The sequence below is a fragment of the Rhizocola hellebori genome, from assembly GCF_016862955.1.
Taxonomy (GTDB): Bacteria; Actinomycetota; Actinomycetes; order Mycobacteriales; family Micromonosporaceae; genus Rhizocola; species Rhizocola hellebori.
Map to the genome: position 1 here is coordinate 116,306 of NZ_BONY01000025.1, position 10,515 is coordinate 126,820.

Consider the following 10,515-nt stretch of genomic DNA (forward strand, 5'->3'; position numbering starts at 1 on the left):
TCCTGCGCGCTAACGGCGTCGGGCGGCACGGTCCAGCAGGTGCAAGGGGTGTTCGACAAGGTAGTAGCTGGCAGCGCCAAGGACGATGCCGGCCGCGAGGACAATCGAGTAGGTGCTGACAAAGCTTCCGGTGAAGGGTTCACGGCCGCCGGGGCGGTAGATGGCCGCCAGGACGAAAGGGTGCCAAAGGAAAAGGCCGTAGGAGATGGTGCCGAGCCAGCGGGAAGGTGCGGCTGAGAAGGCGCGCTTGAATCTGTTCTCGGGGCCAAAAGCCAAGCCGGTTAAGAGCATCAGCGCAGCCGCCAGGTAGAGAACCTGTTTGGTGGCAAACTCAGCGGGCGTGAGCTCGTTGAGATCGCGCGCGCCTGCGAGCGGGGTGGCTGCGACAACCAGCACCGCGAAAGCGATGGTCCAACAGGCTAGAGGGGTGGCGCCAAGCTCATCGAGTAAACGCCAGCAACGCGGTGCTGTCCCGGTTCGAAGCGCAACGCTTGCCACCGCGAGGATCATTCCGGCCGCAAACCAGCCAGCGAATGAGGGCAGCCAGTGGCCCTGGGGGGTATAGCTGATCAGGCCGCGGAACATGAAGAAGAACCATCCGGCCGTGGCCGCGAGCCCGAGGCAGGCAAGCAGTATCACCACACGGGTCGGCCGCCACCGGCCGCGCAGGGTCAGCCCGGCGATGAGCGGGAGCACCAGATAGAAGGCGACCTCGGTGCACAGACTCCAGGTGTGGACGAAACCAGTGGGGTAACTGCCATCGTAAACCTGGAGCAGGGCAAGGTTTTTGATCCAAATGCTGGTCGTGACCGGGGATGTTTGCCAGAGCAGAAGCAGGTAGGCCACGACCGCGAGCCAGTAGGCAGGAAGGATACGAAGCGCCCGCCGCCATAGGTAGCGCCGAAAGCCCGGCCGCTCGCCGCCGGTCGCGGCCGCATGGGCAAAGGGGCGGAACAGAAGGAACCCGGAAAGCGTGAAGAACACCGCCACCCCGACGTCGAGGCGGGCCAGAAACCCGCCCCAGACACCGTCGAGGCTGACGCCGGTATTGAAGCCGACGTGGGTGGTCACCACAGCGATCGCGCCGACCGCCCGCAGCGCGTCAAGCGCTGGCAGGCGGGGCGGCGAAGCGGGTTTCGAGGATGCGGCGATCACGGGGAGCGCCACAGTTTCCTCGTTGAGCATCGATGTGGTGACAGCCATCAGGTTTGCGCGCTAGAAAGCGCCCTCCGCCTGATGCTCTGCCGAGTAACCACGCGGCCGGCGGGCCATGAGGAGACCGACAACGACGAGGATGATGCCGAGCAGACCCAGGCCGATCGGGGCGTAGAGCGAAACCGCCTGGATCTGCGTCTTGTTGCTCTTCGCACCGTCGACGCTGTTGTCCTGAGTCTCCTTGGTGTAGCTGAAGTCTGCCCTCAGCAACGTGGTCTTGCCGCCCTTGCTGTCGCGAAGCTCCTGCTCGCGCTGCTCGCGCACGTTGAGGAACTGACCGGTCACCGGCTCGACCCACAGGGTGCGGGTGTTCTGGTACCAGATGTCGCCCGAAGTCGCCCCCTTCGCGAAGGTCTCGAGCAGGAAGCCGACCGTGCTCGCATCGCTGGTCGTCTTGAACCAGGGGATGGTCTGCTTGAAGCGGTAGACCTCTACGCCACCAATGGTTTCCGTTGCCTCAAACTTGGCCGGCGGCGCCGTGGCCCCGAGCTCACCGTCCCAGAAGGCGTAGTCCTTCTTCTCGGTGTTGAACGGGAACTTGTAGATCTGACCGGCGAACTTGGTCGTGGTCTTGGTGCCGTCGTCGACATATGCGCCGCTCCAGGTGACCGGCGCGCCGCTCACGCGGTCGAGGGCGATCTCGGTGATCGACTCACTGATCTTCTCACCGTTGTCGACACGTGCGGTCGAGGAATAGACGGTCCACACCACGGCGCCGTCTTTGAATTCCTTCTGCAGCTGGTTGGTGAGGACGGGCTGGGGAACCACGGTGGTCGTGGAACGGAGATCTTTTCCTGTGTACACGGTGGGCGGATTGCCCTCCTTGAGCTGCAGGAAGGTGGCACCTTTCGCCTCGACCTGGGAGACAGACCTCGCCAGGTCGTAGGGCAGCTTGGTGGCGGCGGGCGCGACGTACAGCGGCAGCCCCACCGCCAGCACTATGAACAAGACACCTAACCCAAAGAGCACGGTGCCAATTACGCGCTTCACTTAATGTCCTCCCACAACCGCCATGGAGAAAGCAGGGTTTGCGGCAGGTTACTACTCGGTTAAGTTAAACGCGACCCCTGTAAGGATGATGTAAGTCTAACTTTTCAGTTAAGGTCACCAATGTTGTCCAGAACCTGGTCTGACCTCTATGGTATGCCGATTCACCCCCAGCGTACCGACCAGTAGGAGTCCTGTTTGGACATCTCTGCAGCCGATCGCCGCCATGTGCTCCTGCTCAACTGGCGGGACACGCGCAACCCCGAGGGCGGCGGCTCAGAGGTGTACGTCGAACAGCTGGCTGCCGAGCTGGTGGCGCGCGGTCACCGGGCCACGGTGCTGTGCGCCGCGCACCCGCACGGTCCTGCCGAGGAGCACACCGCCGACGGGGTAACCGTCCTGCGCAGGGGATCCCGGCACACCGTCTATCCGCGGGCGGCGCTGACCTACCTGGCCGGACTTGTGGGGCTGGGAAGGCTTTCGCGCCGCGGGCTGGGCCGACCCGATGTGATCGTGGATGTTGGAAATGGCATACCTTTCCTGTCGAAGCTGTACTCGCGCAAGCCTGTAATCGTCCTGGTTCACCATGTTCATCGCGAGCAGTGGCCGGTGGTGATGGGGCGCATCACCTCCAAGATCGGCTGGTGGATCGAGTCCCGGCTGGCCATCCGCGTCTACCGCGGCTGCCAATATGTCACCGTCTCGGAGGCCACCCGGCGTGAGCTGAGGAACCTTGGAGTAGAAGAGGGCCGGGTCACCGTCGTCCACAATGGAACGCCCGTCCGGCCACCGGTCAACGCCAGCCGCTCCAGCGAACCTTCCCTAATCGTTTTAGGCCGCCTGGTACCACACAAACGCGTGGAAATCGCGCTGCGCACCCTCGCCGAGCTGGCCCCCGAGCTGCCCGGCCTGCGGTTGACCATCGCCGGCACAGGCTGGTGGGAGCCGCACCTGAGGCAGCTCGCCGACGAGCTGGGCGTCACTGACCGCACCCACTTCGCCGGATTCGTCACCGAAGAGGCCAAGCACGAGTTCCTGAGCCGTGCTTGGGTGGCCTTGACGCCTTCGCTGAAGGAGGGCTGGGGGCTGACCATCGTGGAAGCCGGGTCGGCCTGCACCCCCACGGTGGCCTTCGCCGCCGCGGGCGGCGTGACCGAAGCGCTTGTCGACGGCGAGACCGGTCTGCTCGCCCAGGACGAGGAACACTTCGTCAAGCTGGTGCGTGAGCTGCTTCGGGAATCGGGCCGGCGGGAGGCGATGGGGCAGGCCGCGCGCGAGCATGCCGCGTCGTTCAACTGGACTGTGTCCGGGGATCGTTTCGCCGCATTGATTTCCGGCCGCGCACCGCAAGCCGTCGAGCCCGAGCAGGTCGCCGGGCGGCGTTAGAAAGCCGATCAAAGTTAAACGGCCCGGACATTGTCCGGGCCGTTCGTGTATCAGCGGGAGCCGTAGCCTTCGGGTTTGCCAAGATCCAAGGACCCCGCTTTAGCTGCGTCAGCAGACGTAGCCACCACGGAACTGGCCAGGGTGATAGTGCCGACGACGCCCAGCGCGATCGCCAGGATCGCGGTCAGCAGCAGGGTAAGGCCCGAGCGCCCCATAGGCGAACCCCTCTCTTGAAAGGTGAATGTCGCGCACGTTATCACCTCCGCGCAGTGCCCGCTATCGTCCCTGCCGCCGCGATCATCGCCAGAAGCGCGGCGATCTCCGCCGCGACGATAGGAGCGTGCCGCGCTGGCTCCACCGTGGACGCGACCGCCGCCGGGTTTCTATACAGCGCCAGGTCGGGGCCGATGAACACGGATTCCAGGCCGGTCAATGCGCCGGGCGGCACGGCCTGATCGACGACACCGCGATGCTGGATCAGCACCCACCGCACGTCGGCCGTGGCTATCGGCTCGCCACTGGCAAGCCTTGCCCTGATTTCGCGCAGGCGAACATTTTCTCCCGCGACGAGCACATCATCGACGACAAGGGTGTCGTCGGCCAGCACGGGCACGGGCAGGTAACGCAACGCGGGATCGAACACGGTGCGGTTGCGGTTCCACCGGTAGCGGCGATATTCGGAAAGCGGCAGCGAAAGCGCCACACCAGGCTCCCGGCCGACCAATTCGGAGACCGCCTGCCAATCGGGCGGATACCGCACCGGCCGCAGCGCACCCGCGCCACCGAAGGCGAGATCGGGCACGGCGCACATCATCAGGAGCACGGTGCCTGTGAGCACAACGGCCGCCGGCTCTTTGGGCAGCCGGGAAGCAAGCCGCTCAGCGCCGAGCGCGGCGCACAGCACCAGCAGCAGCGCGTAGGGCAGAACAAATTTCTGAGCATCCCGCAGCACGCCGGCACCGGGAACGTTGTCGACAAGCCAGGTAAGGGCGGTGATTCCGGGGCCGAAGGTGCTCAGCGCCGCGATGGCGAGGCCGGTCACCGCCACCGCCGGGAAACGGCTTGGCATGCGGTGGCGCATTTTTTGGTACCCAAAAAGGGATAGCAGCACCACAACGGCCGTGAGGATCGGCACCAGCGGCGAGGCACGACTGGCCGGGGTGGTCTCTTCATTCCAGATTCCGCCGGTGCCCAGCAGGGACACGATCGCCCCGCCCCAGTTTTCGGACCGCGCCGCGAAGGCGGCCACGCCGGCCGGGTCGGAGTGGGCGGTGGAGTTGCCGACCAGAGCGGCCACCAGCCACGGCGAGTTGACCAGCAGGACCGCACCGCCGATCAATGGCACCTTGCGTAGCGGCGCCAACGCGAGGCAGACCGCGGCCGCGATGATCCCGCCGCTGGGGGTCAGCGCGCTCAAACCCAGCAGCAGCACCAATTTTGGCCACGCACCCGGCTTCTCGGCGCGAAGGTCGAGGGCGGCCCGAACGAGCCAGGGCAGGGCCGCGTAGGCGATCAACAGGCCCCACTGCCCCAGCAGCAACCTTTCCGCCAGAAATGGGGTCCACCCATAGCCAATGGCGGCGATCAATCGCACGCCCAGGGACTCCGTGGGCACAAGACGCCCGGCTCCGACCACTGCCGCCCAGACGATGGCCACCAGAATCAACCGTTGTAACAGCCAGCCGGGCATCGCCAGGTTGATCAGCGATACGGCGGCGTCCAGCGGCACGGCACGCGGCGCGGCGTCCAGCGGCGCGATCAGATCGAGCCGCAGCGACTGCGACGGGACGAAGCTCATGTCGTAGCTCAAGACATATCCGGGCCAAGCCAGCGGCGCCAGAATGACCGCGGCAATCGCCCCGGCGGCTAGGTGTAGCGCTAGCCTGTCGCGCAACATGAGCTCCTCTCGTGGAACGGACAGGCTACCTCAGGCAGCGCGACGCTCCACGACCTTCCTCAGCGGGGGCGGCGTTGGGGTAGCGGCCAGGCGGTCATCGAGAGCCAGAGAACCACCATCGCGCCCAGGGCCAGCAGTTGCGCCAGGGCGTCGAGCTCGGGTGTGGCCGAGCGCCAGGATGCCAGGCCCGCCAGGCAGACCAGCAATGGTGGCAGCCACAGGCGAAGCCAGCTGACCGAGACCCGGACCCGGCGTCTATCCACTTTGGACACATCGTGGCGGGCCAGCCGGTACGCGCTGAGTGCGACTATGACGGTGAGAGCGATGAGCACCGCCCAGGGCCCGCCCACGAGCGCGAGGCCGACCGCGCCAACCGCCACGGCAAGCCACGGCCGGGTGCGCCGGGCCGCCCGGTTAGGGCGGGTCTGACGCCGCCGCGCCGGAATGAACGCCACCAGCACCACTCCCGCCACCAAGCCGCCGCCGGAAGCAAGGGCCACCCGGAAGGTCCGGTCGGGCTCATAGCTGAGCGTCACCTGCCCGCCAAGGCCGGGCGCTATCCACCACCCCTGCTGCCAGCCGTCCAGAACGACCGCGGGCAGGGTGAACCCGCCCATGGTGGCTTTCCAGCCGGGATTGGTGTTCTCCCTTACCACCAGCACGCGTGGCTGCTCGCCGGCCGCGACGGTGAGCACGCGCCGGTTGGCCGACCAGGAGCCGATCTCCGGCAGGGTTTGGGTTGCGGCCACCGTCGCGGCAGCCGCCAAGGCCAGCGTGGTGGGAGTCGCCAGAGCGCTGCCTGTGACCACGATGCGGGCCTCGCCCGCGGCCAGCGCGAGGGTGCCGCCCGCGGCCGGCACACAGATCGAAGCCGGCACCTCACGCAACTCGACCAGATCCCGCAACGTGGGCGAGAGCTTGGTCTGGAGGGTCTTCCCACCGGCTTGCACGCCAGGCCCGGAGCCGCAGGGCAGCTCGATGCGGCGATCCAGGTTCGCCGGAACGGCGGGCTGGTCCGGAAGCGCGGTGACCTCGCCGACCGCGAACGGCAATGGCTGCGACCACATCGAGTACGGGTCCAGGCTCCGGGCGGGCGCCCGATCGAGGAAGAAAATAGCGATTTCGTCCGTCCGTATCGGACGGTCGAAGACGATGACCCCGTCGGAGTTGAGCAGGCCGCTCCGGACGCCGTCGGAGCTCACGACGGTGATCGACTCGGGGCGGGTCGCGGCCACCTGCGGATCGAGCGCCAGCCGCAGCCCGGTGATGGTGCGTGGAGCCGCCCACGCGAGGCGCAGCGAGGGACTGCCGTCGCCATCGGCCGCGTACCAGGCGGTGGACGGATCGCCATCAATCACCGCCCCGGGCCGCCCAGCGGGCTCAGCGACACCGCGCGAGGACACCTTCGCCACCGGGGCGGGCGTCGTCCCCGCGACCATTTTGTCGATGAGCGCGTCAAGCTCGGGGCCGGGCTTGGGCCTGGCCCAAAGCGAAGGGGTGTAGCTGCCGGCCGTGGGCAGGGTCACCGTTCGGTCAATGCGGCCGGCATCCTCCGATCCCCTGGCAACGCCCGGATTGCAGCGGGCACTGCCCTGCACGAAGAAGCATGAGCTGACCGAGGGCGCAGCGGACAGGACCACCGAGGCGGGCCGTTGCGTCGCTGGGCCCGCTGCCACCACCAGGCTGCGTGTCGCCGTCACCTCCGGGATCGCGATCTCGGAAATGCCCACCCCGCCCTGGCCCGTCCGGAGCGTGCCGGCCGCTTGCGTTATCAGCACCCGCACCCGCGACACGAGCGACCCGTCGAGGACGAACTTGGCCCGCCCATCATCGATCTCGCCGGTCGCCTGCTGCAACCCGGCCACCAGCAATACCTGGGTCGCCACGTTGTCGGCCATGAGGTCGAAGGTGATGGCCACCTCGGTGATCCGCTTGGGCGACGCCAGCGTGAGCTCAAGCCACTGACCCTCGGCCGGCCGGAACGGCGCGGTGCGCCAGGACGTCGCAGGATCCCCATCGATCGCCGCAAAGGGCAGATGTTCCGGCCTTGACCCCTCGTCCGGATGCGGGGTCGCCCACGAACTGCTCGCCGTGACCGCGGAGATCCCCAGGTACCGAGCCTGCGTCAACCATTGCGAGGCCCACGACGGCAGGTAGTCACTGACCGGAGTCTGCGCGGTGGGGTCGTCGGCGGCCAGCGTCGCAGAGGCGTTGTCCTGGCCCCGGCCGAACAGGACGTCACGGTGACGCAGCCCATCGGTGATCGCCACCGGCCCCGGCGGGCGCCCGGCGCCCAGATCCCCGGCGAGAATGGTTGGTGCGCCAGTGATCTGGCCAGTGGCCGCCAGCTCGAGCAGCGACTCGGGTCCGCCCACCACCGTGGTCACCGCGCTCGCGTCGTAAAGGCCAACCGGGTACACGGGACGGCGGACCTTAAAGACCTCGATGGCGGGCAGTGGCGGATGCATGCCGTAGTCGTAGTGTCCCCCGGCCACCATCCCGCCACCGACATCGGGGCCGAACGATTCGACCCGTTCCAGCCCGGGTGAGCGCTCCAATGCCTGCCTGACCTGGATGGGTCGGGCCGTACCGGTCTTGCCGTAGTCAAGGTCGGAGCGCAGCACCACGTACCGGATATCGTTGCGCGCCAGAAGGTCCGCCAGCCCAGCCGAGCCGGCTCCACCGGCGAGCACGGCGTCGATGGCGTCAAGCATCCGGATCGTCCCGGGCGGCGTCAGCGGAATGGCATTGCGAACACCCCAGGACCGTTCCAGCAGAGGCTGGGTGATCTCGTCGGTCGGGCTGCCCCACGCATAGTGCGGAAAGCGGGCCGAAGGCACGATGAGCACGTGGTCGCGCCCGGTGTTGGCGTTGAGCCAGGCGGCGGCCTCGCGCCAGTAGCCGGGGACATGCTGGTAGCCGCCGTTCACCAGCCCTGCGGTCACCACGGGGCTGGCTGCGCCGGTTACCGCGGCCAGCGCCGCTGCAGTGATCACCACACTGCGCCGCCTGGCAAGGTGCCAGCCGTGGCCGGAGATGGCTGCCGCGCGGGCGAAGACGCCGACCAGGTGGGCCAGGCCCAGGGCCAGCGGCAGCCGGATCAGCACGTCGAATTTGTGGACATTTCGCAAGGGGGCGCCAACGCCGTCCAGGAAATCCTGAACCGGGCCGGTCATCCCGGTGTCCAGATTGGATAGATGGCCGAACCCCACCAGACCGGTACCGAGCAGGAGCCCCGCGATCAGGAACCGCCGGTGCGGCATCCCGCTACGGGCCAGCCCGGCCACCCCGATCGCGGCGACCGCCACGGTCGCGGCGAGCAGGAGGGGTTCGGTAGCCAGGCGGTGGCCGGCGGACAGCTGCGGGCCGTAGGGACCGGTGAGGTAAGCCAGCCAATGCGACGTCCCGCGCAACACCGAGGTCAGATCCGTGTGCCGGGTGGTGACCGACGCGGTCTCGATGTAATCCAGAAACGGCGGGCTGAACCGGCCCAGCAGAAACAACGGGACAAGCCACCACGCGGTCGCGCAGAGCACGGCCAGACACCAGCCCGACACCGCCGCCAACCGCCGGCGAGGGGTGCCCGGCAGCCCTGCCAACCACAGCAGCGCCAAGGGAACAGTGGCGAGCACGGCGGTGGCGTTCACCCCTCCGGCGCAGCAAACCGCCAGCGCCGAGAGCATGAGACCGCGCCTGAGGGGTGCGTTGGCTCGGGACAGACCCGCCAACGGCACCAGCACCCACGGCGCGATGGCGGTGGGCCACGCCTCTATCGAGATCGAGCCCACCTCGGTCAGCAGGCGCGGCGACAGGGCGAAAGCCACCCCTGCGATGACCCTGGCCATAGGTGTGCCAATGGCCAGCCGGGTGGCAAGCGCCACGATTCCCATGTACGCGACGCAGAACAGCAACGCCCACCACAGGCGCTGCACCGCCCAGGCCGGGATGTCGAGCGCTGCCCCGGCGGCGAAGAACGGCCCCATCGGCCAGAGGTAGCCGTAAGCCTGGTTCTGCACCTCACCGAAATTCGTGATCGGGTTCCACAGGTGCAGCGCGCGAGCCAGCCAGCCGGCCGGGTTGACGACCAGATCCACCTTCGTGTCGGCCGCGGTCAAACCCGGATCCTGGATGAACGCGATCGCGGTGAGCAGGGAGCAGACCGCGATCGACCGCAGCCGCCAGATCATGCTCATCGCCGCCGCAGGACCAGGACGACGTTCCACGAAAGGATCTCCCGGGCCCCCGGCACGTGGATCACCCATTGCGCCCACCACGGGTGGTACCGGGGAAGCAGATGAACGATTTCGACCTGAGCGCTGCGCCGCGCCCAGCCGATGGCACGCCCACCGGACATGGCGAACAAGCTGGTACCAAAGGAGTTCTTGGGCTCTTTGCCCTGCCGGCGAAGGTACCGGCGGCGCGCGTAATGCCCACCCAGGAAGTGCCAGGGCGCGGTCTCGTGCCCGCCCCACGGCGACAGCCACGGGGTGAACGAGACGAAAACGATCCCGCCCGGCCGGGTGACCCGGGCCATCTCCGAGAGCATGAGCTCGGGCCGCACCACGTGCTCAAGGACGTTGGACGAGTAGCAGATGTCCACACACCCGTCGCGAAAAGGCAGCGCCATGCCTGAGGCACGAACCATGCCCCCGTCGACCCCGCCACGTGCAGCAAGCTCGCCGACGTCGGGGTCCACCCCGAAATAGGTGGCTCCCGCCTTACGAAAGGCCTCGGCGAAGTAGCCCGGCCCGCCACCTACATCCAAGATGATCTTGTTGTCAAGATCGGTATAGCCAGACAGCTGACGGACCGAGTCATCCGCGAGAAGTTGGTAGAAATAGTCCGGATCCGACTGTTCTAGCCGAAATCCACGAAACAGCTCGACCGAACGCCGTAGCGTCGGCCGGAACCGGACCACCTCTGAAGACATCGCCACAGACTGCAACATTGGCGCGTGCAAAGCAACGCAGTGACATTGGCGCGTGCAAAGCAACGCGCGGCAGCGCCGCCGCAAAGCCGGCGTCTTCCCT

The 10,515-nt window shown here is 67.4% G+C and carries 7 protein-coding genes; 1 reads left to right on the forward strand and 6 read right to left on the reverse strand.

Annotated features, from left to right (window positions below; all coding sequences use genetic code 11):
- Nucleotides 1-9 precede the first annotated feature (9 nt).
- Both Rhe02_RS21475 and pgfA read right to left on the reverse strand, forming a co-directional pair.
- On the reverse strand, nt 10-1,203 hold the full coding sequence (locus Rhe02_RS21475; RefSeq protein ID WP_239123962.1) for an acyltransferase family protein: 1,194 nt from the start codon (nt 1,201-1,203) through the stop codon (nt 10-12).
- Between the two features lie 12 nt (nt 1,204-1,215).
- Nucleotides 1,216-2,205, reverse strand: coding sequence for a cell envelope lipid trafficking protein PgfA (gene pgfA, locus Rhe02_RS21480; protein WP_203910086.1), 990 nt, complete (start codon nt 2,203-2,205; stop codon nt 1,216-1,218).
- A gap of 195 nt (nt 2,206-2,400) precedes the next feature.
- Here pgfA and Rhe02_RS21485 point away from each other — a divergent pair, with 195 nt between their 5' ends.
- A complete protein-coding gene (locus Rhe02_RS21485) occupies nt 2,401-3,588 on the forward strand; it encodes a glycosyltransferase family 4 protein (protein WP_239123963.1) in 1,188 nt (395 codons plus the stop codon).
- A 50-nt stretch (nt 3,589-3,638) separates the two neighbouring features.
- On the opposite strand, the gene Rhe02_RS21490 is transcribed toward Rhe02_RS21485, so the two are convergent.
- The 4 genes from Rhe02_RS21490 to Rhe02_RS21505 are packed head-to-tail and all read right to left on the reverse strand — an operon-like array spanning nt 3,639 to nt 10,415.
- Nucleotides 3,639-3,803, reverse strand: coding sequence for a hypothetical protein (locus tag Rhe02_RS21490; protein WP_203910087.1), 165 nt, complete (start codon nt 3,801-3,803; stop codon nt 3,639-3,641).
- A 41-nt stretch (nt 3,804-3,844) separates the two neighbouring features.
- Nucleotides 3,845-5,485 carry an MmpA family trehalose lipid delivery protein gene (locus tag Rhe02_RS21495; protein ID WP_203910088.1) on the reverse strand — a complete coding sequence of 547 codons (1,641 nt, stop codon included), beginning with the start codon at nt 5,483-5,485 and terminating at the stop codon, nt 3,845-3,847.
- A gap of 59 nt (nt 5,486-5,544) precedes the next feature.
- Nucleotides 5,545-9,708 carry an alpha-(1->3)-arabinofuranosyltransferase domain-containing protein gene (locus tag Rhe02_RS21500; protein ID WP_203910089.1) on the reverse strand — a complete coding sequence of 1,388 codons (4,164 nt, stop codon included), beginning with the start codon at nt 9,706-9,708 and terminating at the stop codon, nt 5,545-5,547.
- A complete protein-coding gene (locus tag Rhe02_RS21505) occupies nt 9,675-10,415 on the reverse strand; it encodes a class I SAM-dependent methyltransferase (protein WP_239123964.1) in 741 nt (246 codons plus the stop codon). The genes Rhe02_RS21500 and Rhe02_RS21505 overlap by 34 nt, the downstream gene beginning before the upstream one ends.
- Between the last annotated feature and the right edge of the window lie 100 nt (nt 10,416-10,515).